Genomic DNA, 23,846 nt, shown 5'->3' with positions numbered 1-23,846 from the left:
GAATACCAACATGCAACCAAGTTACCTGGTCCGCACTGCCGATGTGCCGGCCTATCAGCCCGCCAATCACCATCACACCCACAATCAACGACTGATTGGACCCGAAACCGTCGGCGCCAAACAGATGGAAGTGTTGATGGGAACGCTGCACAAGGGTGGTGGCGCCCTGCCCCATGCCCACCCCGGTATTGAACAGGCATGCTACCTGCTGGAAGGCACCGCCCATGTCGAGGTGGCCGGTCAGTCTTTCGAGATGGTGCCAGGCGATACCTGTTTTTTTCCGGCCGACCAGATGCATGTCTTCACCGTCACCAGTGACACCCCGGTGAAGCTGCTGGTGATTTACAGCCCACCCTACGGCGAATCGCCTGACAAGGTGATTCGCCCCGGCAATACCATTTCGAACGGATCCGCCCAATGAACTTCGCCCGTACCCCTGATCAGGAACAGATCCGCGACGCCATTGAGCGTGTCTGCGCGCCCTTCGATGCAGACTACTGGCTGCGCAAGGACCAGGAAGGCGGTTTTCCGGATGATTTTCACCATGCGCTGGCCGAGTCTGGCTGGCTGGGTATCGCTATGCCCGAGGCGTACGGCGGTGCAGGCCTGGGCATCAGTGAAGCGGCGCTCATGATGCATACGATTTCTGCAACAGGTGCCGGTTTGTCCGGTGCCTCTGCGGTCCACATGAATATTTTTGGCCTGCACCCCGTGGTGGTATTCGGCACTGACGAACAAAAGCAGCGCTGGTTGCCCCCGCTGATTGCAGGTACGGACCGGGCTTGCTTCGGGGTGACCGAACCCAATACCGGGCTGAACACCCTGAAGCTCAAGACGCGTGCGGTGCGTGAGGGCGACCACTATGTCGTGCACGGCCAGAAAGTCTGGATCAGCACGGCCCAGGTGGCCAACAAGATATTGTTGCTCGCACGCACGACACCGATCGAAGAATGCAAGGGCACGGAAGGCTTGAGCCTGTTCTATACCGACATGGATCGCAGCAAGGTTGAAGTCCGTGAAATTGAAAAGCTGGGTCGCAAGTGCGTTGACTCCAACCAGGTGTTCATTGATGGTCTGCGTATTCCCGTGGAAGACCGTGTCGGAGAAGAAGGCAAAGGCTTCAGCTACATCCTGCACGGCCTGAATCCGGAGCGCATCCTGATTGCCAGTGAAGCAGTAGGCTTGGGTCGCGCGGCACTCAAACGCGCTGCAGGTTATGCCAATGAGCGCGAAGTGTTTGGTCGCCCGATTGGTCAAAACCAGGGTATTCAGCACCCTTTGGCCAAGTCCTGGATGGAGCTGGAAGCAGCCGACTTGATGGTCCAGAAAGCAGCGTGGCTTTATGACCAGCATTTGCCGTGCGCTGCCGAAGCCAACAGCGCCAAGTACCTTGCCGCAGAAGCTTGCTACCACGCTTGCGAAAACGCCATCTTCACCCACGGCGGCATGGGCTATGCCAAGGAATACCACGTGGAGCGCTATCTGCGCGAGTCCTGGATTCCCCGCCTGGCACCCGTGAGCCCCCAGCTCATCTTGTGCTTCATCGCCGAAAAAGTGTTGGGTCTGCCCAAGTCCTACTGAGTCCGGGAGAACCACATGCCAATGAGCTTTCAAAACCTGGAAGTGGAAATCCAAGGTCCTGTGGCCACGGTGTGGCTGAATCGGCCGACCGTTCGCAATGCGCTGGACGAAGTGCTGCTGTCTGAAATCACTCAAGCGGTTAAACGTCTGGAACAGGATGATGCCGTTCGTGTGCTGGTGCTGGGCGGTCGAGGCAAGGTCTTTTGTGCTGGCGCGGACCTGAACTGGATGAAGCGCATGGCGGGGTACAGCGACGAGCAAAACCAGGCCGACGCCATGGGTCTGGCCACCATGCTGAAAACACTCCATCGGGTGAGCAAACCCACCATCGCCCGCGTCCACGGCGCCGCCGTTGCAGGAGGCATGGGCCTGGCGGCCGCTTGCGATGTGGTGGTGGCAGAACCCACGGCCGAATTTTGTCTCTCCGAAGTGCGCATCGGATTGATTCCATCGACTATTTCACCCTACGTCATCCAGGCCCTGGGCGTCCAGGCGTCCAAACGCTACATGCTGACGGCAGAGAGCATCAGCGCCCAAGAAGCCCATCGACTGGGGTTTGTGCAGGCCTTGTGCGAAGAGGGCTCCATCGACGCCGCCGTCGCGCAGATCTCGCAGGCCTTGGTCGCCGGGGGGCCACGGGCGCTGGATCAGACCAAGGCCTTGATCAATACAGTCGCCAACCGCTCGCTGAATGACGAACTGATCAAGGAAACCGCTGGTTTGATCGCCAAGGTCAGGGCATCCAGCGAGGGCCGCGAAGGTGTGTCGTCTTTCCTGGAAAAGCGTAAACCCGCTTGGGTGAGTTGAATCGATTGATGCAGTGATATTGGGGACATACTGATTTATGAAACCACGTGTGAAGATCGTGGAGGTCGGCCCCCGTGACGGCCTCCAAAATGAGGGCAAGATCGTCCCGACAGCGATGAAGCTGGACCTGATAGAGCGTCTGGTCAAGGCGGGATTGAAAAATATCGAGGCCACCTCGTTCGTATCCCCAAAGTGGGTTCCGCAGATGGGGGATCACCTCCAGATCATGAGTGGGCTCCCGCAGTATCCGGGTGTTTTCTATTCGGTGTTGACCCCCAACCTGAAGGGCTTTGAGGCTGCCGCGCAAAGCGGCGCAACAGAAGTGGCCGTCTTTGCTGCGGCCTCCGAGGCTTTTTCAGCGCGGAACATCAACTGCTCCATCGCCGAGTCACTTGAACGCTTTGAACCTGTGATGCAAAGCGCTCAGAGTCTTGGCATCAAGGTGCGGGGTTATGTGTCTTGTGTGGTGGGGTGCCCGTATGAAGGAAAAGTAGACCCTGAACGTGTGGCCGACGTGGCCGAGCGTCTGTTCAACATGGGGTGCTACGAAGTCTCCTTGGGCGACACGATTGGCATCGGTACTCCCGTGGACGTGCAGAAGGTGCTCGAATCTGTGGCGAGGCGGGTTCCTGTTCACGCATTGGCTGGTCATTTTCACGACACTTACGGCAGGGCGTTAATGAACATCTATGCCTCCTACCAGTTCGGCGTCAGGGTGTTTGACAGTTCGGTGAGTGGTTTAGGCGGCTGCCCTTATGCCAAAGGAGCCAGCGGCAATGTTGCCACTGAAGACGTTGTGTTCCTGATGAACAGTCTTGGTGCCCATACTGGGGTTGATCTGGAAAAGCTTGTCGATGTTTCGGCATGGATTTCCACGTTGCTACATAGGACTCCGAACTCAAAGGTAATCGGTCCCGTGTTGGCCAAGCGCGCATCCGAAGTGCTGTGCATTTCCTGAGGAATGCCGCTGGTAATGCCCTGCGGCCATCGCAAGAATTCGTTTTTTTACGATGAGCGACCAGTATCCATAATTTGGCCCGACGACGGGCGTTTTGGACTTGATCTCCCATAGCCAGCCGTCCGCACTGACCGGTATGGAGCAAGCAGTTTTGGATCACTCTACAGCCGCTATCAGACTGAAGCGGGCGGCCGTCCCGGCACTTCGAAAGTCAGCTCCTGGCCGATACCCGACAGCGATCAGTCGCACACCTTCTTCATCTAGGGATGTCCTGCATAACCCTCGCGAGTCGGTGGTAGTGCGGATCGGGATAGGCCGCAAGGCGTCTTTTTGCAGCCAATAGCCGGGCTATTGGCAAGAAATGCAACGCAGCGGATTGCCCGAGGCCGCGCTATCACAGACCGCAGGGAGTTATGCAGGACATCCCTAGACGGTCGCGCCTTTTATGGGGCGCAATGTGACGATGGGGGGGGTGTAGGTGACGTTCTGAGGGGGCTGATGCCGTGATGTGGGCGGGCCAGCGGCGGGGGGCGGCGTCGCTGGCTTGCACACTTTCGCCACCCCAAACCAACGAAACCAAGGGGGGCTCAGGTGCCCGAAACCCATGACATACTTGGTCATCACGTGGATGATTTTGCTATCCGTCGGATGTATCTGACCCCTTTTCGCGACAGCCCTGCATGCCCACCCCTCCCACGCCGTCCGAAAAACTGCTGCAACTGCTACCCGAGGCGGTGGTGCAAACCGATGCGCTGTGGGAGATCACTTATCTGAACCCGGCGTGGCACAAGCTCACCGGCCATTCGGTGGAGGCGGCGCTCGGCAGGTCTCTGCTGGAGTTCGTGCATCCCGACGACATCGGCACCATGCGCTCGGGCATGCCTGTGTTCCGCTTGCGCTTTGCCGACGCGGACTATCGCTGGGTGCGTCTGCAGCTCCACCCGGAGACAGATGCGGCGGAGCGGGTGATCAGCCGCCAGGGTGTGCTGATCGAGATCACCGAGGTCACCGAGCAGGTGCTGGTGGAGGTTCGCCAGCGCTTTCTGCGCTTGCTGGAAACCATTGATGGCGTGGTGTGGGAGGCTGAAATCGGCGTGGGCAACACCTTCCTGAGCCCGCAGGTCGAACGCTTGTTCGGTTATTCCGTGGAGGAATGGCGGGCCGACCCGGGCTTCTGGCGCGCGCATGTGCATCCGGATGATCTCGAGCAGGCCCTGGAGATCGACGATGCCGCCTACAACGCCACGCACAGCCATGCCTACGAGATGAGCTACCGGCTGATTGCCAAGTCTGGCAAGGTTGTGTGGGTGCGCGATCTGTGCCGCGCGGTGGTCGAGCCGGGGCGGCCGAACCGCATGATCGGCCTGATGATCGACGTGACCCAGCAGAAGAACACCGAACTGGAGTTGGTGCGCTCGGAAAACCGCTATTTGCTGGCGACGCGCGGATCCAATGACGGCATCTGGTATTGGAACTTGCGCACGGACGCCCTGCATGTGTCCGGGCGTTTTGTCCAGATCGTCGGGATGGGTAGCCGCGATCACGTGTTTGACGGTGGCTGGCGCTTTCTCGAGCAACTCATCGATCCCGAAGACCGCGTGCGCGTGCAGGCGACCTACCGCAGGCACCTGTCAGGGTTCAGCCCGAACTTTTCGGTGGATTTCCGCGCGTTCCACGGGGCGGGGCGGCTGGTGTGGGTCAATTGGCGCGGGCTCGCCGAGTTCGAGGATGGTGTTCCCGTTCGCATGGCGGGGTCGTTGAGTGATCTGGCCGAGCGGGGCAGCTCCTACGACGCGCTGACCAACTTGCCCGGTCGGCCGTTGTTCCGCGATCGCCTCGCGCATCTCATAGCGCTGCACCAGAACGAGGCGGTGAACGGCGATGGCGTGCCGGTCCGCGATGGCGCCACGATGTTCGCCGTGCTCCTGCTGGATCTCAACGGGTTCAAGGCCGTCAATGACAGCTACGGGCACCATGTGGGCGACCAGCTGTTGCAACAGGTGGCGCGGCGGCTCGAATCCTGCGTGCGCGCGGTGGATCTGGTCGCCCGCATGAGTGGCGACGAGTTCAATGTGCTGCTGGAGTCCATTGATTCCGCTGAAGCCAGCCAACGCGCGGAGCAGATCGCCGTCGCCCTCGCAGCGCCTTATGTGATCGGCGAACACACCGTGATCAGTGGCGCGAGTGTGGGGCTGGTCAGCAGCGCAGCCAGGCTGGCAACGGTGGACGACTACCTGCGCGCTGCAGATACCGCCATGTACAGGGCCAAAAGCCAGTCATTGGGCGTGTGTGTGGCGCAATAAAGCTGTGTGCGGGGGATAAGGCTTGCTCGGGGAGCGGCGCCCCGTACTTCAGGGGTTTGGGCAGGCCACGGTGCACAAAAAATGCGCACTGTTGTAAAATCCCCGGTTAGCCGAAAGAACCGTCATGGCCGCAGTCATGAAAGGCTTTCATTCTTGAAACCACAGGTGGTGAAGATGAACAAGCCTTTTATAGCTCTGTGCCCAGAGATTACCCGCGCCAACGCGCTGACCCTGATGGACTGGTTGGAAGACGAGGATGTGACCCGCTACCTCAGCGATTCGCGCCATGTCTCCCGTTTCATCGAACAGGTCATCGGCCGGGTGCAACTTCCCATCCTCACACACCTGTTCAACCAGGGCGGCCGATTTTTCATGGCCTACGACGAGCGTGACGTGCCCGTCGGCTTTGTGCGCCTCGTCAAGGCGGGTACAGACTGTGAAATGGTGCTGGTCATCGGCAACCGCGACAACTGGGGCCGCAAGCTCGGCGCCAGTGCCATCCGCGAAGGCATGAAGCTGGCCTTTTTCGACATGCGGGCCGAAAGGCTCATCGCCAAAATCCATCCCGACAACGCACGATCGCTCAAAGCCTTCCTGCACAGCGGCTTTGTGCTGCACAGCGAAACGCCTTCGGTGAAGTCGCTTTCCATGAGTTCGCAACGCTATCTACGGCTGTTGCGCGAAAGCCCGGCGGTCCATACCGCAGACATCTACATCACCGAAGTCGACAAGGCCCGGCTCAGAAGCCTCGTCGCGGTGGAAAACGGCCCGGACGTGTTTGAGCTGGAGCACGAGATCGAACGCGCCATCGTGGTGGACCCGTTCAACGTGGCGCAAGATGTCGTCACCATGAACTCCAAGGCCTTGCTGCAAGTCGATGATGAGGCCCTGGAAGTTGCGCTGGTGTACCCCGAAGACGCAGACGACCGTGCCGGCAAACTGTCGGTGTGCTCCGGTATCGGCACGGCGATCCTGGGCTACAAGGAGGGCGATGCCTTCACCTGGCGGATCCCCAACCGGACGTGCCACATCCGCATCGAAAAAGTGCTGTACCAGCCGGAAGCGGCTGGCGATTTCCATCTGTAAGTTATCTACGCGGCAGTCAGGGACTTCCAGATTTCATGTTGTTTCCATCCACCACGCTCCACCATACAGGCCCGCTGAGCGGCAGCCTGTGTCTGGCCTTTGCCGGAAGGAATGCGGTGCGTGAGATCTGGCGTTTGTACAAGCCGGTCGCACATTCCTCCGCCCGGCGATAAACCTTTTTCCCCTCATTTGCGCAAACCATCCATCGCCGGGCAACTCGCTCAGCGCGATGGCGACCGGCCGGCGGATGGAATCCGCCGCAATGGGTTGATGGACCGTTCGATCGTTCACGTCCATTCAATCCGCGTGGCCGGGCCGCTCCACCCAGGAGATGCCCCATGCACACCATTGAACCCCAGGGGTCCACACCCATCGGGTCCCATCCCGTTCATCTACCGTCTGCGCACCCGCGCCAGGAGTGAGCGGCCATGGAATTCACCAAAAAGTTCTTGCGGGCCAAGAGCCCGTGCGCCGACGGGTTCCGCTGGTTCAGCCGCCATGTGGAAGACGGCAGCGGCTACCAGGATGCGCTGGACACGCTGGTCCAGGCCGGCCGGGTGGACGATGCCTGCTGGCTGCTGGGCCAGTTCGGGCCGACGAATGCGGTGCTGGTGCTGGACGCGCTGGAGACCGAGGCCGTGGTGTTTGCCGGCACGGTGGAGGTGCGCGGCTCCATCGACGTGGCCACGGTGATCCATGCCGGCCGCTCCATCCGTGCGGGCGGTGGGCTGCGGGCTGGGCGGGTGGTGGCCGGGGAGGATATCCGTGTGGCGGGCAGCATCATCGTGAGCGAAGGGCAGCTGCAGGCGGGTGGCGATGTGCGGGCGGACTGGGGGGTGGATGTGCAGGGCGACATCACTTCTGCGGGCGACCTGCGCGCCGGGTGGGACGTGGTGTGCCAAGGCAGGCTGTCGCTCAAGGGCGGTGCTTTCGTGGGCCAGGACCTGATCGTGAACGGGCCGGTGGACTGCGACAAGGGCCTGCGCGTAGGCGGCCACCTGACCGGCGCGCAGCACAGCCTGCGGGTGGGGCAAGGGATCGTGGTGGCGGGCGCCATCACCGGCGTGCAGCACCTTGAAGCCGGCTGGGGCATCAAGGCGGGTGCGTGCATCCACGCCCACGGATCGATCAAGGCCGGCGAAAGCCTGAGTGCGGGCGAAGACATCCAGGCGGGCCAGGGCTATGGCGTGTTTGCCGGCCTGAGTGTGCAGATGGACACCTGGGAGGCCAGCGGCCAGGTGTGGTCGCCGCACCCGCCGGAGCGCCTGCGCAGCGGCGTGTGGCTGGGGCCGTGCCCAGGGTGACATGACATCGTTGCAACGCTGTTACGTCGCGGATACGCGCGGTTCCTCGATGGGGTGGGGGTTTGAGCCGCATCAATGAAAAACACCCCGCATTTTTGGCTGATGGCCGTAGTTGCGGGGTGTCGGCTGCATGCGGCTTCAGGGCCGCATGCAACGGCAACGTCTGTAGCCGATTACTTCACGTCGAACCGATTGCGATTGGTGAAGGTGGTAGCGTTGAGATAGGACCCTTTTACGTAGATGTAGTAGTGCCCCAGTGCCTGGCTGGTGGACGGCGGCTGGTAGCTAGCCCATCCCATGCCGTTTTCATCAGTGGTTGTGCGCGTAGTCCAACGCAGACCGTTGGGCCCTTCGATAGACAAGTCCACCGTCGCACCGCGCTGGGGCCGTCCATTGAGTTTGACGGCAGCGCCGATTTTGATGGTCTCGCCCAGTCTGTAGACCCCCTTGTCTGTAACCACCCCGCCACTCAGCACACCCCCAGAGTTGTCTGAAGGACGCACCTGAACGACGCCGGTAGCGTCGGCGGCGTGGACGGCACCCTGCTGGCTGGTACTGCGCACAGGGATGTTGTAAACCCCCGATGCGGTCGTCGGGCTTTTCATTGTCAGCGACGCCGTCGCCTGAGCGCCAGGCGCCAAACTCAGCGCACCGGTACTGAATTCTCCTGACCAGCCCTGGGGTGCGGTGTGGGCGAGCTGGAAGTTTGTCGGGCCGCACGCTGCGATATCGTTGTTTTTCAACGTAACGGTCAAGGTTACCGAAGCCCCCGGCACGATCGGCGATGTGGGTTGGCGCAGATCCATCGTCGGTTGAGCCCGGGTGCAGACAGGCGTGTCCGTGACCGGCTGGGTTTCAACGGCGCCTATATCTGCTGCCGGGCCATAGACGCGCTTGCGATTGAAGAAGTCCGTGTTGATGCCCACAATCGGAGCGACCTTGTCGTGCGCCGGGCTGCCGGGCTTCAGGCGTGGATCAAAACCGCGCATCTCGGACACCGTGAGCAGAGGGTCGGCACAAATGCTTCCAGCCGGGCACTGGTTGCTCTTGACGTTGAAAAAGATATTGCCTGCATACGTGGTGCTGGCCTTGGTGTTTTCCCAATAGTGCCCAGCCACCAGTTCGTCCCCGTACCCCGTAAAGTCTTTTTGACCTCTCAAGATATTGTTGCGGATCAGCAGCTTCGCGCCGGTGTCATCCATGGGGACACCTGCGCGGTCTGTTTTTGCGCCGTGGAAAATCAGGATGTCACCCTCGCCCGTGATGGTGTTGTGCGTTACATCCACTTGATTGTTCGTCAGTAGAGCCAGCGACAGGGCGGTACCACCAGCTCGGCAGTGGTCGCCGCTACCCAGGTAGGGATACTTCTGACCTTCCCTGTAGAAGTATCCGCAGTCTCCAACGAGTACGGAATTGCGAACGGTTGCGTTCCCGGCGACCTTCACTTGATTGCCGGCATTGGAATACGCATGAACGCGGTTGAGGGTAATGCTGGTGTCAGCCTTGCCATCCAGGTACAGCATGTCCAAGCCGTCAGAAGTGTTGTGATGGATGGAGACATCCTCAAACAGCCACTTGCCGCCGGTCAAAGCGGTGCCAATACCATCGCCATAACCACCGTTCTTTTGTGCGTAGCAACCCTTCGCTTCGCCCGTGTTGGGGTCTTCAGCGCAACCATTCCAAGCAATTTCGACATTCCGGAAAGTGAGCTCGCCGCTGTTGGAACTGGTTTCGACCTTGGGGATTCCGGCCATATCACCATCCCAGCCAGCATATCCGTTGCGCAGAAGGCGAACGCGTTCTACCGTCCAATTGGAGATGCCTCCTGCATGAATACCATGGTATGCGAGCCCGTGGATATTCAGATCCCTGAGTTTCACGTTGTTGGAGCGATATGCGCGAATCCCCGCATCGGCATAGGCGCCATATACTGCCGCGTCACCCCTTACGCAGCGCAGAGCATCACTGGCGTGGTTGCCTACGCAAATACTCTTGTCCGTAATTTCCAGACACGCAATCTCCACATTGGAGCTGTCGGCCATGTTCAGCACTGCCGGTACGCGTTCATTCCCCCAGAGTTTGGGCGGAGCGTTGCAAACACCGTCGTGCCCTTTACCCAGAATGCGGGTTGGCTGCTCTGGGCTGGGGCCACTGGGTATGGCGGCGAGATGACAGCCGTATCTCCAGCTCTTACCGCAACGCCCACCGTCTTCTGCCCCGGGAGCGCCCCAGCCGACCTGGTATTCACCTGCGCCTATGATCAGCGTGTCGCCACCGGCGATGCGGGGCTTGTCGGTCGTTGGCAGGGCGTCATGCGGTGACTGCCATGCGCAGTTTTGCAGCGACCCACTGCCCGGGTAGGGCAGATCTGCCTTGCCATTGCACTGTGCGGCACTGCCTCCGTCCGCACGAATAAAGTAAGTGTTGCCAATATTGCCAACGCCAAGAGTTTTTGGATTTCCAGAAACTGCTGCGGTTTGCTGCCCGGATTTGGCAGCGGATTCCATCGAGTCTGAACCACCACCACACGCTGATATCAGCATCGCGGCAGCGATTCCGAATAATATTCTCATGCTGTTTTCTCCTCGGTGATAAATAGAAATAATTGTGAAATCCCATGCACGTCCAGACCACCAGGCACCATGGCACGCACATGGGACAGTCATTCTTGAAGGCCCATACCTTCATTTGTGCAAGCACCTGTTTCTCGGTCTGAACGGAAACAGCAAAGCGTTACAGCATTAAGAAGAACTTTTATCCCTGTAGCGATGCTACTTTTTGCCCGTAACTCGTCGGAAAATAAATGAACATCGCGTTATTTGGTTTCACAAGATAACCTGATGCTTTATCAACGGCGGGGTAGCAGCCGTTTGATCGCACGTTGACCGCGCGGGGTTGGCGTTGCTTTGAGCTATCACTTGTATAGCTGTCTGCGCACGCTGTACTTGACGAAGAGCCACAATAGGCACCTTCCCTCGCCAGATTGCCTATTCACCTTGAACTCGCCCGTCTTCACCTCACTGATCCCCGTGATCCTGTTCATCGCCATCGGCTTTTACGTGGGGCGGCGCGGCTGGATTCGGGCCCCAGCGGTGAAGGACCTGGCCAACCTCGTGTTCATGGTGCTCACGCCTGCGCTGCTGTTTCGCACCATGAGCACGGTGCACATCGAAGACCTCAACTTCGGCCCGGTGGGCATTTACTTTGTGGCGTTTGGCGTGGTGTATGCGGCCACGCTGGCGGTGCTGGGCTTTAGCAGCCTGGGCGCGGCGCGGGCGCTGGCCAATACCTTCAGCAACACGCTGATGATCGGCGTACCACTGGTGGGTCTGGTGTTCGGTGATGCGGGGCTGGTGACGCTGTTCACTTTGATCTCCGTGCACTCGCTCATCCTGCTGACCGCTGCCACCGTCGTTTTCGAGCTGGCGGCTGCGCGTGAACACGCCGGGCGCTCAGGCGGGGTGCAGCAGCCCATGTGGCGCACGGTGCTGCAGGCCGTGCGCAACGGTATCGTGCACCCGGTGCCGCTGCCCATCATTGCCGGGCTGCTGTTCGCGCAGACCGGGCTGGTGGTGCCGCAGGTGGTGGACAAACCCCTGCTGCTGCTGGGGCAGGCACTGGGGCCGATTGCGCTGCTGCTGGTGGGGGTGACGCTGGCCTTTACCAAGGTGGGCCACCATTTCAAGGCCGCCTTGCGCATTGCGCTGGTCAAGTGCGTGGTGCACCCCATCGTGCTGGCCACCCTGGGCTGGGCGCTGGGCCTGTCGGGCATGCCGCTGGCGGTGATGATCGTGGCGGCATCGCTGCCCGTGGGGGCCAACGTGTTCCTGTTTGCACAGCGTTATGCGGTGGCCGAGGATGAGGTGACGGCCAGTGTGGCGGTGTCCACCGCGCTGGCATTGATGACCATGCCCCTGGTGATTCTGGCGGTGACGCGCTGGGTGGTGTAGGGCGGTTGTTCACCGCTGCCCGGCGCCACGGCTGAAGCTGCGCTGGCGCAGAACCTTGGCTCAGGGCGCCAACCGTTCCCGCAGCCAGTTGCCGTCCTCCAGCCGATAGCGCAGGCGGTCATGCAGACGGCTCTTGCGGCCCTGCCAGAACTCCCATTGATCGGGCTTGAGCCGGTACCCACCCCAGTGTGGCGGGCGGGGAGGCTTCAGCAAAAACTGCGCACCGTACTTGGCCGCATTGGCCACCAGCACGCCGCGGCCAGAGATGACCTGGCTTTGCGGGCTGGCCCAGGCGCCGATGCGCGAATCGAGCGGGCGGCTGTGGAAGTATTCGTCGCTTTCTTCATTGCTCACCTTTTCCACCACGCCCTCGATGCGCACCACGCGTTCGAGCTCCACCCAGTGGAACTGCAGCGCCGCATAGGGGTTACCGGCAATCTGGCGGCCCTTGCGGCTGTCGTAGTTGGTAAACCAGACGATGCCGCGCTCGTCATAGCCCTTGATCAGCACCACCCGGGTGCTGGGGCGCAGGTCGCTGCCCACGGTGGCCACGGTCATGGCGTTGGGCTCGGGCACCTGGGTGCTGATGGCTTCTTTCAGCCACTGGTCAAACTGCTGCAGGGGGGCGGCGTGGGAGGCGTCTTCGTTGAGTTCGGCGCGCTCGTAGCTTTTGCGAAGGTCGGCGATGGAGGTCGAGGTCATGGCGACGATTGTGCACGCTCCACCCAGCCCGGTGCGGCCCCGGGCCATGCAGAAAGCCCGGTTGCGCGCGTCTGCGCCACCCTGGGGTGGGGGCGATTAACCCGTCGCGGGTGCAGGGATGCGCTGTGGGCGTATCGTGCCCGGCTACCCGACCGTGCAGCGAGGCATGAGAGGGTCCGGATTGCGCCGTCTTCAAGGAGAACCCACGATGCCCACCCTGAACATCAATGGCCAAGACACGGCTGTGGATGCCGATGAATCCACCCCCATCCTCTGGGCCCTGCGCGACACACTGGGCCTGACCGGCACCAAGTTCGGCTGCGGCCAGGCTTTGTGCGGCGCCTGCACGGTGCACCTGAAGGGCGCGCCCATTCGCTCTTGCATCACGCCGATCTCGGCGGCGGCCGGGCAAAAGATCACCACCATCGAGGCAGTGACGACCAATGACAAGGTGGGCAAGGCAGTGCATGCAGCGTGGGTGAAACACGACGTGGCGCAATGCGGTTACTGCCAGAGCGGCCAGATCATGAGCGCCACCGCACTGCTGCAGGGCAAAAAGAAGCCAACCGACGCGGACATCGACGCCGCCATGGCCGGCAACGTGTGCCGCTGCGGCACCTATGTGCGCATTCGCGCGGCCATCCACGACGCTGCCAAAGCGCTGGCCTGATTGAAGGGGAACACCATGCATTTCGACGCACAGGCCCTGCAGGGCCAAGCCCATGTTTTTATGCCAAAACACCTTCTGGGGCTTATGGGTAAAGCGCAAGTAGCTACTATTTCAGGAGCATCCGATGCGCAGGACGGCGTGGCGCGCCGCACCTTCCTCAAGGTGGCTGCCGCGTCCGGCTTTGCGCTGGGGGCCTACCCGATGGGGGCCATGGCGCAGGGCGCGGCTGCAGCACCTGCGGGCCTGAAACCGTTCGAGCAGCCTTCAGCCTTCGTCCGTATCGACGCCGATGGCACGGTCACCGTCACCATCAACCGCCTGGACTTTGGCCAGGGCGTGCAAACCGGCTTGCCGATGATCCTGGCCGAGGAGCTGGATGCCGACTGGAGCAAGGTGCGCAGCGTGCACGGAGACGCCAGTGCGGCCTATGCCGACCCCAAGATGGGCATGCACCTCACGGGCGGCTCCAACTCCATCAAGAACTCCTACACCCAGTACCGCGAACTGGGCGCCCGCACCAGGGCCATGCTGGTCTCGGCCGCTGCGGCGCAGTGGGGCGTGGATGCTTCGGCACTGCGCACCAGCAACGGCTTTGTCGTCGGCCCCGGTGGCAAGAAGCTGGGCTACGGCGCGCTGGCCGAAGCGGCCATGAAGCAGCCGGTGCCCGAAAAGGTCACCCTGAAAGACCCCAGGCAGTTCCGCCTGATCGGCAAGCCCAAGGGCCGGCTCGATGCCAAGGCCAAATCGAGCGGCCAGCAGGACTACGGCATCGACGTGCGCCTGCCCGGCATGCTCACGGCCGTGGTGGCCCGCCCGCCCGTGTTCGGTGCCAAGGTGAAGTCGCTGGACGACTCTGCAGCCAAAGCCATCAACGGCGTGAAAGCCGTGCTGCGCGTACCCACCGACCGGGGCGGCGAGGGTGTGGCCATCGTGGCCGACGGCTACTGGCCCGCCAAGCTGGGACGCGACGCGCTGAAGGTGGAATGGGACACCAGCGCGGTGGGCAAGCCCGACACCACGGCGCTGCTGGCGCAGTACCGCGAGCTGGCTGCCCAACCCGGCAACGTGGCCCTGCAGGCCGACATGGCGCCGCTGGCGGGCGCTGCCCACAAGATCAGCGCCGAGTTCGTGTTCCCGTACCTGGCGCACGCGCCCATGGAGCCGCTCAACTGCACCGTCAAGCTCGACGGTGACAAGGCCGAGCTGTGGATGGGCACCCAGATGCCCGGCCTGGACGCCATGGCCGCCGCCAAGACGCTGGGCCTGCAGCCGCAATACATCAAGGTGCACACGCAGATGGCCGGTGGCGGCTTTGGCCGCCGCGCCATCCCCAGCAGCGACTATGTGGTGGAGGCCTGCGGCGTGGCCAAGGCGGCGCGCACGGCAGGCATCACCGCGCCGGTCCGCACCCTGTGGAGCCGCGAGGACGACATCAAGGGCGGCTACTACCGCCCCATGCATGTGCACCGCGCCGAGATCGGGTTTGACGCAAAGGGCCGCATCCTGGCGTGGGACCACACCATCGTGGGCCAGTCCATCGCCAAGGGCTCACCATTCGAGGCCTTCATGGTCAAGAACGGTGTGGACGCCACCGCCGTGGAGGGCATGAAGGAGCCATACGACGTGCCCATGAGGCTCTCGGTGCACCACCCCGACGTGAATGTGCCGGTGCTGTGGTGGCGCAGCGTGGGCTCTACCCACACGGCCTATGTCATGGAAACCCTCATCGACGAAGTGGCCCGCGCCAGCAAGCTGGACCCGGTGGCCTACCGCATGCAGCTGATGGGCGACAAGCACCCGCGTCACAAGGCTGCGCTGCAACTGGCCGTGGCCCAGTCGGGCTACGGCAAGAAAAAGCTGGCCGAAGGCCGCGCCTGGGGCGTAGCGGTGCATGAGTCGTTCGAATCGGTGGTGGCCTATGTGGTGGAAGCGTCCGTGAAAGACGGCACACCCAGGCTGCACCGCGTGACGGCGGGCGTGCACTGCAACCTGGTGGTCAACCCGAAGAGCGTGGAGGCGCAGGTGGAAGGCTCCGCGCTGATGGGTTTGTCGATGTGCCTGCCGGGCGCCGCCATCACGCTCAAGGACGGCGTGGTGGAGCAGAGCAACTTTGGCGACTACGCCGTGCCACGCATCACCGACATGCCGCAGGTGACCGTGCACATCGTGCCCAGCGCCGACCCACCCAAGGGCATGGGCGAGCCCGGGTTGCCGCCGCTGGCGCCAGCGTTTGCGAACGCGATTGCCCAGATCACGGGCAAGACGCCGCGCGAGCTGCCCTTCAAGCTGGCGTGATGGAAGCTGAAATCCACCCCGCTTCGGCTGCACAACCCGTGGTGCTGGTGCTGGCCTCGGGCCGGGGACTGCGTTTTGCCGCGTCAGGTGGCACGGTGCACAAGCTGCGTGCACCCCTGGGCGGCACCACGGTGCTGGAGCACACCCTGGCCGCCGTGCGCGCCAGCGGCTTGCCCTGGCACGTGGAGGATGTCGGGCACCCGGGCATGGGCGATTCGATAGCAGCGGCCGTGCATGCCACAGCGGGTGCGGCTGGCTGGCTGGTGCTGCCGGGCGACCTGCCGCTGATACGCCCCGAAACCCTGCGTACCATTGCCGCCGCATTGGCGGACCCGCACTGCGCCGTCGCCATGCCCGTGTACCGGGGCGAGCGCGGTCATCCCGTGGGATTTGCTGCGCAATGCCTTCAGGGCCTTCTGGCTTTGACAGGCGAGCAGGGCGCTGCCCGCCTGGTGCGCGCGCAGGCGCAGCAGGGCAGGGTGCGCTGGCTGGATGTGGAGGACGAAGGCGCGGTGACCGACATCGACACCATGACGGACCTGGAACGCGCCGCGCTGTTATTGGCGGCGCGCTCCTGACGCGGCCGGGTCTGAGTCAGCTGGCGGCAATCACCGCGCAGGCCAGGCGCGGGCCTGCGTTGCCGGTGGGTTGGGTCTTGTAGTCGTCCGGGTCGCGGTGAACGATCAGGCCCTTGCCGATGATGTCGTTGGACGTGCTGCCCACCCTGATGGTGCGAGATTCGAAGTTGAACGCAGCCACGCCGTTGGCATCGGCTTTGAGGCTGGGCAGGTCGCCCGTGTGGTGCTCGCCCATGCCATGGCTGCCGTGGGGTTTGCCGCCCGGGTTGAAGTGCCCGCCGGTGCTCATGCCGTCGCCGCTGGAGCAGTCGCCTTTTTCGTGTACATGAAAGCCGTGTTCGGCGCCTGGCTTGAGGCCTTTGACCGAGCCCGACACCTTCACCACGTCACCCGCCTGCACAAAGGTGACCGTTCCGGCCGCAGTGTTGCCCCGTGTGGGCTCCAGCGTGGCTGTGGCGCGGGGCCCGGCGGAATACGCGGCACAGCCCGCGAGCAAGGCCACCGCGGCAGCCGATAAAAAGAACTGGGGGAAGAACATGCCTTGACTCCTGAAAAGGTGGGGATTGGCACTGGCATTACAGGGCTGCAATTGCAAGGGATGTCGCCGGTCGGCCCTGTGTGCCGACACATTCTCCACCTGCCGCGCAGGGATCACAACAGCTGTGTGCGCCCCGGGCCCGGGCGCCGGGCTCAGACCGAAACCAGCACGTCGCACTGGGACTGGGCCAGCGCATAGCGGGTGACGCTGCCCAAAAGCATGTCTTCCACCGCGTTGTCGCCCTGCTTGCCCATCACGATCAGGTCGCAGTCGAGCTCCTGCTCCTGCTGAACGAGCAGCAGCGAGGGGTCGCCATGCAGGATCAGCGTGGGGGTTGATTCCAGGGGCAGGCCTGCTTGCACGCGCAGCTCTTCCATGCTCTGCTGCGCCTCGCGGCGTGCGTTGGTGCGGTAGTGCTGGATCTGGTCGGTCTGCACACCCGCGTACTCCATCATGCCCTCAAAGGGCACTTCAAAGGCATGCAGCAGGATGAGTCTGGCCCCCGGCGCCACGGCCTGGGCGAGGCGGATGGAGCGCAGCGAGTTCGCAGAAAAATCGACCGGAATCAGCACCGTCCGGTAGCGTTCGTGCGGCGCCTGCTTGACGACCAGCATGGGGCGGGTGGCCTTGCTCACCATGCGGTCGGCGGTGGAGCCCAGCAGCATGTGCCGCATGAAACTGGCGCCGCGCGCGCCCAGCACCACCAGGTCGGCGTCCACGGTGTCGGCGTGCTCGCGCAGCTGCTGCAGCAGCGGGCCACTGGCAAGGTGCACCTGGGCGGTCAGGCCATGGCGTTGCTGCACGGCATGTGCCAGCCCGTTCAGCGCACCGCCGGGTTCATCCCGCATGAGTTTTTCCAGGTCGGGGGGGATCTGGCCAGCCAGGCGCCGCAACCTCTCGATGGGCGCGGGCGTGGCGACGTGCAACAGGTGCAGTGCGGCGCCCGTGGCCAGCGCCACGCTGGCGGCACGGTCCACCGCATGGCGCGCGGGTGCAGAGAGATCGGTGGCGGCAACAAGCCGGTTCAGGGTCGCCATGGGGTTCCTCCGGGGTGCGTACGATGGCTCGAACGGATCATTGTCCACCAGTGTCAACGCTTGCCGCCCGACAGTGCGATCAGCCGCGCCAGCGCCCGGTCGTGGATGCCGTGCTTGCGCAGTTCGTCGTATGTGGACTGGGCGTAGTCGCGCGTGGTGCCATAGCGCCCGCTGGCCTGCTCAAAAATGCGGCACACCTCGTGGTCGGGCAGCTCGCCCGTGTGGTTGGGACTTTTGCGCGACAGGGTGAAAGCCAGGGCGCGCACGGGGCCGTGCGGGGTGTGGCAGGTGAGCCAGCGCGGGTCGTACACAGCGGTGGGCATCTCGCGCTGCCAGAGGTTGATGAGCACCTGGCGGGCATGCGCCTTGTCTACCCGGAACACCATGCCCCGGCAACTGCCGCCCGAGAGCATGCCGAACACCAGGCCGGGGCACTCTGGCGTGCCGCGGTTGATGCGGCTCCACATCTTGAGCGCGCGGTGCCAGCCATGCACCTTGGCCGGACGGCGCTCGGCATACTCAAAATCCGGGCGCCAGATGAGCGAGCCATACCCGAAGATCCACAGGTCCTCATGGCCACCCCATTCGTGCAGCGCGCGTTCGAGCATCGGTGCAGGATCGCGCAGGGGAGCGGGAAGATTCGTCATGGCTTCACTCTACAATCAAAGGCTTTGCGGTATGCGGCCAGGCACCCGTTTTTGTGGTGCCCAGCGCGGCCCCCGCACCCTGTTTTTCTTTCCAACCACTACAGAGGTCTTCCATGTCCAGCTCCGATGACGATAGCCAACAACGTTTTGCCCTGGGTTTCATGTTTGCGCTGATTGCGCTGGTGATCTCGGTCGTGGTGGGCACGGTGGTGGTCAAACGGGTGGGCGCATCGGGCGCCGCGGCCCAGCCTGTGCCCGCAGTGGCGGCAGATGCTGCCGCTCCCGCGGCCGCAGCGATGGCAGATGAGGCCAGCGTGCGGGTGGAAAACGGTGTGGTGAAGTTCTTCTTTGCATCCGGCAAGGCCGAACTTGCAGCGGGCGCCAACGAAGCGCTGGCCGATGTGGTCAAGGGCGTTGCTGAGGGCAAGACGGCAGTGGTCTCGGGGTTTCATGACGCCACGGGCGACGCCGCCATGAACGCCGAGCTGGCCAAGCAGCGCGCCTTTGCCGTGCGCGACGCGCTCAAGGGCTTGGGCGTGGCAGAAGACAAGATCGAGCTGAAGAAGCCCGAAGAAACCACCGCCAGCGGCAGCAACGCCGAAGCGCGTCGTGTGGAAGTGGCCCTGAGCGGTCAGTGATCAGATTGGCGGTGAACGTAAAAAACCCGGCATTGCCGGGTTTTTTATGGGTCAAATATGCCGCTGACGCTTTTCTGTAAAGCGCAAGCAGCTATATTATCGATAGCAAAACTTTACCGCAGGCCCTGGCCGCTTGCACCTTCGGCGCGCTGGATCAACTCGATCTTGTAGCCGTCCGGGTCGGTCACAAAGGCAATGACGGTGGTACCGCCTTTGACCGGGCCCGCTTCACGCGTCACGTTGCCGCCCGCAGCCTTGATCTTTTCGCACGCGGCGTACGCATCGGGCACACCCAGGGCAATGTGGCCGTAGGCATTGCCGTGGTCGTAGCTTTCGGTGCCCCAGTTGTAGGTCAGCTCGATCTCGGCCTGGCCGGGGTTACCGCCTTCAAACCCCAGAAAGGCCAGCGAGTATTTGTACTCGGGGTTCTCGGACTGGCGCAGCAGTTGCATGCCCAGAACGTTGGTATAGAAATCAATCGAGCGTTGAAGGTTGCCAACGCGCAGCATCGTGTGGAGGAATTTCATGCCTTCGATTGTGCAGGCAAGTCGAAAACCAGGCAGGTGGTGGTGGCGTGGGCGTACAGCGTGCCGTCCGGGCCCACCAGGCGTGCTTCGGCCGTGGCCAACTGGCGCCCGCTGTGGATCACGCGGCCTTCGGCACGCACACGCTGCACCTTGGGCGTGATGGCCTTGACCAGGTTGATGCCCAGCTCGGCCGTGGTGTAGCCGCGCCCGGGCTCCATGCGCGTGTGCACGGCGCAGCCCAGGGCGGAATCGAGCAGGGTGGCAAACAAGCCGCCATGCACGGTGCCCATGGGATTCATGTGCTCTGCGCGCGGCGTGCCCTGGAAGATGGCCGTGCCGTCGCCCACTTCCACGATCAGAAAATCCAGCGTCTTGGCAATGGCGGCGTAGGGCAGCTCGCCACGCAACATGGCCTGCATCTGCTGCAGCCCGTTGAGGTGGGCGATCTGCTCGCGTGTCGCCACGCCGGGGCCAGGGCCGTCGTCCAGCAGCGCCAGAATGTCGCGCTCCTGCGCCAGCCAGTGTTCAAGGTGGTTGTGTTGGGTCATGGTGTATCCGGGTGGTAGGGGATTGGACGAAAATAGTTGCGTATGCAATTATTGCAGATACAATCAAATCCATGCAAGCCGATACGACCACCCCCGCACCCACGCTGCTTCAGGGCTGTACCAACTTCAAGCTGCGCCAGCTGATGCGCCGCGTGGCCACCCACTACGACGCCGAGATGGCGAAATGCGGGCTCAAGACCACGCAGTATTCGCTGCTATCACATGTGCTCAAGCTGGGCCCGATCCGCCCCGGGGATCTGGCCGCCGCCATGAAGATGGATGCCTCCACGCTCACACGCAACCTGCGCCCTCTGGTCGATGCAGGCTGGGTGGCGCTGGAGGCGGGCGCTGATGCCCGCAGCCGCCTGGTGCACATCACGGATGCAGGCCGCGACAAACGTGCCGAGGCACAGCGCCACTGGAAGGCCGCGCAGCTCGCGTTGAACGAAGCGCTGGGCGTGCAGCGCGTGATGGCGCTCCATACGCTGGTGGACGAAACGCTGGATGTGCTGGCGGCATGGCCCCAGCAGGACCCAGGCGATGCCGGTTGAGTCCCGCTTGCGCTGCAGCGTTGCCACGGTCATCCATGACTGAAGGCCTCAATCCCCGCACCCGCATGCTGCTGGAGGCGCCGATTGCGCCCACGCTGCTGCGCCTGGCGGCGCCCAATGTGCTGGTGATGCTGGCGCAGGCGGGTGTCGGGCTGATCGAAACCTACTTTGTCGGCAAGCTGGGCACCGATGCGCTGGCGGGCATGGCGCTCGTCTTTCCGGTGGTCATGCTGATGCAGATGACCTCGGCGGGGGCCATGGGGGGCGGCATTGCGTCGGCCATTGCCCGCGCTCTGGGCGCGCGGCGCCGGGACGATGCCGACGCGCTGGTGCTGCACGCGCTGGTGATTGCGGCGGTGTTTTCGCTGATCTTCACGGTGGGCGTGGTGGGAGGAGGGCGCTGGCTTTACACCCGTATGGGTGGCGCCGGTGGCGCGCTGGATGCGGCGCTGGTCTATTCCAACTGGGTGTTTGCGGGCGCGTTTCTGGTGTGGCTGTTCAACACGCTGTCGGCCGTGATCCGGGGCACAGGGAACATGGCCGTGCCTGCCTATGTGACGGTGCTGGGCGCCGTCGTGCTGGTGCCGTTGTCACCTTTGTTGATCTTTGGCTGGGGCCCCGTGCCCGGTCTGGGCATTGCCGGCGGGGCTATTGCGCTGATGGCGTACTACCTGTTCGGCAGCATGGTGCTGGCTGCGTACCTGTGGTCGCCGCGCAGCCTGCTGCAGCCATCGTTCACGCACATCCGGTTTCGCTGGGTGCTGTTCAAGGACATCCTGCGGGTAGGCCTGGTGGGCACGGTTTCTACCGTCGCTACCAACCTGGCGATTGGCGTCACGACCGCGCTGGTGGGTGGTTTTGGCACCGCGGCCATTGCGGGCTACGGCACGGCATCGCGGCTCGAATACTTGCTGGTGCCGCTGGTGTTTGGCCTGGGCGCACCGCTGGTGGCCATGGTGGGAACCTGTATGGGCGCAGGCCAGCGCGAACGGGCCTTGCGCGCCACCTGGATCGGCGCGGGCATGGCGTTTGTCATGACGCAGGCGATTGGCCTCTGGGCGGCGGCGTTTCCCCACTCCTGGCTGCGGCTCTTCAACAGCGACCCCGCCATGCTGGAATCGGGAGCGCTCTATCTGCGCACTGTGGGGCCGGTGTACGGCTTTTTTGGCCTGGGGCTGGCGCTGTACTTTTCATCGCAGGGGGCAGGGCGCCTGCTCTGGCCGGTGGTGGGCAACATCGTGCGCCTGGTGGTGGCGGTTACCGGTGGTTGGCTGGCGCTGCGCTGGGGCGGTGGTTTGGCCGCCGTGTTTGCGGCGCAGGCTGGGGCACTGGTGCTGTACGGCGCGGTGAACGCCTGGGCGATTGCGGGTGGCGCCTGGTTTGGCCGGGTCGGCTGGCCGCGCAGCACGGCGGGGTTGCTGCGGCGTATGACGCAGGCTTAAAAATATGAACAAAATTGGCTGCTAACGCTTATCCATCATGCGCTAGCAGCTATCAATTTAATAGTATTTGTGATTGTCAGACCGGCACGGTGTAGTTCAGCGTCATGCGCCCACCGTCCACGGTCACAATCTCGCCGGTCACATAGCTGGCCGCATCGCTGGCCAGCCAGGCCACCACATCGGCAATCTCCGACGGCTCGCCCAGCCGCTTCATGGGCGTGCGGCTCATGATCTTGTTCTTGGCCTCGTCGCTGGTCAACACGGCCTTGGCAGCCAGCTCGGTGGCGATGGTGCCCGGCGCCACGGCGTTCACGCGGATGTTCTTGTCGGCCAGCGCCAGCGCCATCACGCGCGTGAGCTGGTTCACGCCGCCTTTGCTCACGTTGTAGCTGGAGATGTTGGGAATGGCCAGCACGCCGTTGACCGAGCTCATGTTGACGATGGCGCCGCCACCCAAGTCCACCATGGCCTGCGCCACGGCCTGACCCACCAGAAATGAGCCCTTGAGATTGACGCGCAGCACGGCGTCAAAGTCGGCCTCGGTCACTTCCAGAAAGTCTGCCGCCCGGAAGATGCCCGCGTTGTTCACCAGCACGTCAATGCGTCCATGGGCCGCCAGGGTCTCGGCCACCAGAGCATCCACCTGCGCCTTGTCACCCACATCGCAACGCACATACAGCGCCCCGAGTTCCTGCGCCAGCGCCTGCCCACGCGCATCGTCCACATCGACGATCACTGGCTTCGCACCATCAGCCGCAAAGCGGCGGACACAGGCCTCGCCAATGCCTTGGGCACCTCCAGTGACGATGCAGACGCGGTCACGATGACCGAAGTGGATGTGGGATGTGGAAGGGGCTTGAGTGGGAAGTGTCATGGGCGGTGATGTTAGCGGTATGGGCACAGGCAAACGCCGAGAGCGCAGATTGCCGTTTACTAAACAGAAGTTGTAGCTATCTGCGCTCTGAAAAATTGTCTGTTGAACACGCAGCATGGCCTCAATTCAATTGATTCGCCATCTTGTAACGTAAGACAAGTTGTAGTTCAATTACCGAAAAAAGTGAAGTTGTAAAAATTTTGCAACCCACCGTCCAGCGGAAGATCTTCTGGACTCGGAGGCGTATATGCCAAAAAAGCCGCGTATCGGTTCCAGGGCTTGGGCTGGTCATATCCAACTCAATAGCCAAGCTGGAGAGCTTGTCGATCCTTCAACTTGGCGCCAAGTGGATGAGGACGCTCTCTCAGAAGAGAGACGTGAGCTTTTCCTACGCCGAAAAAAAGCTGTGCTCGACTATTTCGACGGGGCCTCTGCTAAGGAAATAAAGCAGCGTTGGGGCATGGGCCGCTCACAGGTCTATAGGCTCATCAGTGAACGCTGTCTTAAAACGGCACACGACGGTCACCTTTTCGGGTGGAGAGGGCTGATTCCTCACATGCGGATCACGCCTTGGACAAGACAAACAACTCCTGAAATTATTGCGGGAAGCGGCGCTGGTAGCTCCGGTAGTCTGCAATGGTTGTTTTCTTCTCCGGAAAACAGGATGTTAGAGCAAAAGTTTCGCGAAAGAATTCTAAAAACACCATCAGGTCTCGAGGGCACGAGGAGATCTAAGCAAGTACTTTTACGATGGTTTTATTCAAAACTTCGAGAAAACGGAGTTGAGCGTCGAGGTGAATGGCCCTTTAA

General features: G+C 62.5%; 22 protein-coding genes and 1 pseudogene. 15 read left to right on the top strand and 8 right to left on the bottom strand.

What is annotated here, in order from left to right; genetic code table 11:
* Positions 1 to 10: 10 nt before the first annotated feature.
* The 7 genes from KYG_RS20550 (at position 11) to KYG_RS20520 (ending at position 8,039) form a co-directional block, all read left to right on the top strand.
* Complete coding sequence (locus KYG_RS20550; RefSeq protein ID WP_008906857.1) at positions 11 to 421, top strand: cupin domain-containing protein; 411 nt, start codon at positions 11 to 13, stop codon at positions 419 to 421.
* Entirely contained in the window at positions 418 to 1,581 is a 1,164-nt protein-coding gene (locus KYG_RS20545) for an acyl-CoA dehydrogenase family protein (RefSeq protein WP_008906856.1), read from the top strand. The genes KYG_RS20550 and KYG_RS20545 overlap by 4 nt, the downstream gene beginning before the upstream one ends.
* A 21-nt stretch (positions 1,582 to 1,602) precedes the next feature.
* Positions 1,603 to 2,388, top strand: coding sequence for an enoyl-CoA hydratase/isomerase family protein (locus tag KYG_RS20540; RefSeq protein ID WP_008906855.1), 786 nt, complete (start codon positions 1,603 to 1,605; stop codon positions 2,386 to 2,388).
* A 37-nt stretch (positions 2,389 to 2,425) separates the two neighbouring features.
* Positions 2,426 to 3,346 (top strand): hydroxymethylglutaryl-CoA lyase, encoded by a 921-nt coding sequence (locus tag KYG_RS20535; RefSeq protein ID WP_034695615.1) that lies wholly within the window; start codon positions 2,426 to 2,428, stop codon positions 3,344 to 3,346.
* Between the two features lie 680 nt (positions 3,347 to 4,026).
* Entirely contained in the window at positions 4,027 to 5,649 is a 1,623-nt protein-coding gene (locus KYG_RS20530; protein WP_008906853.1) for a sensor domain-containing diguanylate cyclase, read from the top strand.
* 174 nt (positions 5,650 to 5,823) lie between these two features.
* Positions 5,824 to 6,735, top strand: a complete 912-nt coding sequence (locus KYG_RS20525) for a bifunctional GNAT family N-acetyltransferase/nucleoside diphosphate kinase regulator (protein WP_034695648.1) — start codon at positions 5,824 to 5,826, stop codon at positions 6,733 to 6,735.
* 428 nt (positions 6,736 to 7,163) lie between these two features.
* On the top strand, positions 7,164 to 8,039 hold the full coding sequence (locus KYG_RS20520) for a hypothetical protein (RefSeq protein ID WP_008906851.1): 876 nt from the start codon (positions 7,164 to 7,166) through the stop codon (positions 8,037 to 8,039).
* A 173-nt stretch (positions 8,040 to 8,212) separates the two neighbouring features.
* Here the strand turns inward: KYG_RS20520 and KYG_RS24095 are convergent, their stop codons facing one another.
* A complete protein-coding gene (locus KYG_RS24095) occupies positions 8,213 to 10,612 on the bottom strand; it encodes an NEW3 domain-containing protein (RefSeq protein ID WP_160165357.1) in 2,400 nt (799 codons plus the stop codon).
* A gap of 423 nt (positions 10,613 to 11,035) precedes the next feature.
* Here KYG_RS24095 and KYG_RS20505 point away from each other — a divergent pair, with 423 nt between their 5' ends.
* Positions 11,036 to 11,989 carry an AEC family transporter gene (locus KYG_RS20505; protein WP_008906848.1) on the top strand — a complete coding sequence of 318 codons (954 nt, stop codon included), beginning with the start codon at positions 11,036 to 11,038 and terminating at the stop codon, positions 11,987 to 11,989.
* Positions 11,990 to 12,049: 60 nt separating this feature from the next.
* Here KYG_RS20505 and pdxH read toward each other — a convergent pair whose 3' ends face one another.
* Complete coding sequence (pdxH, locus tag KYG_RS20500) at positions 12,050 to 12,691, bottom strand: pyridoxamine 5'-phosphate oxidase (protein WP_008906847.1); 642 nt, start codon at positions 12,689 to 12,691, stop codon at positions 12,050 to 12,052.
* Positions 12,692 to 12,899: 208 nt separating this feature from the next.
* Here pdxH and KYG_RS20495 point away from each other — a divergent pair, with 208 nt between their 5' ends.
* Genes KYG_RS20495 through KYG_RS20485 form a run of 3 tightly spaced genes read left to right on the top strand, consistent with a single transcriptional unit; the run spans position 12,900 to position 16,234 of the window.
* Positions 12,900 to 13,361, top strand: coding sequence for a (2Fe-2S)-binding protein (locus KYG_RS20495; RefSeq protein ID WP_008906846.1), 462 nt, complete (start codon positions 12,900 to 12,902; stop codon positions 13,359 to 13,361).
* 15 nt (positions 13,362 to 13,376) lie between these two features.
* Entirely contained in the window at positions 13,377 to 15,656 is a 2,280-nt protein-coding gene (locus tag KYG_RS20490; RefSeq protein WP_034695614.1) for a xanthine dehydrogenase family protein molybdopterin-binding subunit, read from the top strand.
* Positions 15,656 to 16,234: an NTP transferase domain-containing protein gene (locus KYG_RS20485; RefSeq protein ID WP_008906844.1), complete on the top strand. Its 579-nt coding sequence runs from the start codon at positions 15,656 to 15,658 to the stop codon at positions 16,232 to 16,234. The genes KYG_RS20490 and KYG_RS20485 overlap by 1 nt, the downstream gene beginning before the upstream one ends.
* 16 nt (positions 16,235 to 16,250) lie before the next feature.
* On the opposite strand, the gene KYG_RS20480 is transcribed toward KYG_RS20485, so the two are convergent.
* The 3 genes from KYG_RS20480 to KYG_RS20470 form a co-directional block, all read right to left on the bottom strand.
* Positions 16,251 to 16,772: a superoxide dismutase family protein gene (locus KYG_RS20480; protein WP_008906843.1), complete on the bottom strand. Its 522-nt coding sequence runs from the start codon at positions 16,770 to 16,772 to the stop codon at positions 16,251 to 16,253.
* A 152-nt stretch (positions 16,773 to 16,924) separates the two neighbouring features.
* Positions 16,925 to 17,809 (bottom strand): universal stress protein, encoded by an 885-nt coding sequence (locus KYG_RS20475; protein ID WP_008906842.1) that lies wholly within the window; start codon positions 17,807 to 17,809, stop codon positions 16,925 to 16,927.
* 53 nt (positions 17,810 to 17,862) lie between these two features.
* Positions 17,863 to 18,456, bottom strand: coding sequence for a gamma-glutamylcyclotransferase (locus KYG_RS20470; RefSeq protein WP_034695613.1), 594 nt, complete (start codon positions 18,454 to 18,456; stop codon positions 17,863 to 17,865).
* Between the two features lie 113 nt (positions 18,457 to 18,569).
* Between KYG_RS20470 and KYG_RS20465 the strand changes: the two genes are divergently transcribed.
* The gene (locus KYG_RS20465; RefSeq protein WP_008906840.1) at positions 18,570 to 19,094 is read left to right on the top strand and encodes an OmpA family protein; all 525 of its coding nucleotides are present in this window, start codon (positions 18,570 to 18,572) and stop codon (positions 19,092 to 19,094) included.
* Between the two features lie 113 nt (positions 19,095 to 19,207).
* On the opposite strand, the gene gloA is transcribed toward KYG_RS20465, so the two are convergent.
* Together gloA and KYG_RS20455 are read right to left on the bottom strand one after the other, a co-directional pair.
* Positions 19,208 to 19,621, bottom strand: coding sequence for a lactoylglutathione lyase (gloA, locus tag KYG_RS20460; RefSeq protein ID WP_008906839.1), 414 nt, complete (start codon positions 19,619 to 19,621; stop codon positions 19,208 to 19,210).
* Positions 19,618 to 20,169 (bottom strand): PaaI family thioesterase, encoded by a 552-nt coding sequence (locus KYG_RS20455; RefSeq protein ID WP_008906838.1) that lies wholly within the window; start codon positions 20,167 to 20,169, stop codon positions 19,618 to 19,620. The genes gloA and KYG_RS20455 overlap by 4 nt, the downstream gene beginning before the upstream one ends.
* A 71-nt stretch (positions 20,170 to 20,240) precedes the next feature.
* On the opposite strand from KYG_RS20455, the gene KYG_RS20450 reads away from it, so the two are divergent.
* Both KYG_RS20450 and KYG_RS20445 read left to right on the top strand, forming a co-directional pair.
* Positions 20,241 to 20,720 carry a MarR family winged helix-turn-helix transcriptional regulator gene (locus tag KYG_RS20450; RefSeq protein WP_008906837.1) on the top strand — a complete coding sequence of 160 codons (480 nt, stop codon included), beginning with the start codon at positions 20,241 to 20,243 and terminating at the stop codon, positions 20,718 to 20,720.
* 35 nt (positions 20,721 to 20,755) lie between these two features.
* Complete coding sequence (locus KYG_RS20445; RefSeq protein WP_008906836.1) at positions 20,756 to 22,162, top strand: MATE family efflux transporter; 1,407 nt, start codon at positions 20,756 to 20,758, stop codon at positions 22,160 to 22,162.
* Between the two features lie 76 nt (positions 22,163 to 22,238).
* Here the strand turns inward: KYG_RS20445 and KYG_RS20440 are convergent, their stop codons facing one another.
* A complete protein-coding gene (locus KYG_RS20440; protein WP_034695612.1) occupies positions 22,239 to 23,036 on the bottom strand; it encodes an SDR family NAD(P)-dependent oxidoreductase in 798 nt (265 codons plus the stop codon).
* Between the two features lie 247 nt (positions 23,037 to 23,283).
* Here KYG_RS20440 and KYG_RS24555 point away from each other — a divergent pair.
* Positions 23,284 to 23,846 (top strand): annotated as a pseudogene (locus tag KYG_RS24555) (hypothetical protein); the annotation flags it as partial.

The organism is Acidovorax sp. NO-1 (assembly GCF_000238595.1).
Taxonomy (GTDB): Bacteria; Pseudomonadota; Gammaproteobacteria; order Burkholderiales; family Burkholderiaceae_C; genus Acidovorax.
The sequence above is the reverse complement of the archived record's forward strand: the minus strand, read 5'-3'. Positions and strand labels throughout refer to the sequence as shown.